Below are 546 nucleotides of genomic sequence, written 5' to 3' on the forward strand. Positions count from 1 at the left end.
ATCGAGGTAGCGTTTAATGCTGCGCGTGGTGCGGTGGATATCGAGTAGGGCTAACTGCTGCTGCAACTCCCTAACGGTGATCCATCGATGTTGAGGAATAAGCATCAGCGTGTGCAGCAAAGCGGATAACCCTTCAATGCTGGTTTTATTGCTCATGACTACGCTCTAAATACATCAAAGCTCCACACCGGAGTCGGACATTTAATGTCGGGAGAATAGAGGTGGGTCAGACACATAATGTCCAACGGTGAAAACAGCATCAATCGGCATCACCAAAGCGTGAGCCGATTAACATTAACGAGGCTTATGCTTATCACTGAGCTCGACAATGGCTGCCAATAACCCAATCAACAGCACCACCAGAAACCCTAAACTGGATAGGGCTCCAATGACACCGAAGAACGGAGAAAGGGAGAACAACGTAATGAGGGCAGTGACAAGTTTGATGGTTTGTAGAAGAAGGGAAGTCATGAGTTATTGCGGGGTGACGGCTATCTCGTTGTAAGCGTCCGTATCGACATAGGCAAGAAAGTTATTCTCCCATAG

Annotated in this window: 1 protein-coding gene and 1 pseudogene; both read right to left on the reverse strand. The window is 47.8% G+C overall.

Going from position 1 to position 546, the window contains the following annotated elements:
- Positions 1–294: 294 nt before the first annotated feature.
- Positions 295–471: a hypothetical protein gene (locus ACQEXP_RS21265; protein WP_222761273.1), complete on the reverse strand. Its 177-nt coding sequence runs from the start codon at positions 469–471 to the stop codon at positions 295–297.
- 3 nt (positions 472–474) lie between these two features.
- Positions 475–546: pseudogene (locus tag ACQEXP_RS21270) on the reverse strand (DUF2787 domain-containing protein); the annotation flags it as partial.

It is taken from the genome of Vibrio sp. TRT 1302 (genome assembly GCF_050113875.1).
Lineage (GTDB): Bacteria > Pseudomonadota > Gammaproteobacteria > Enterobacterales > Vibrionaceae > Vibrio.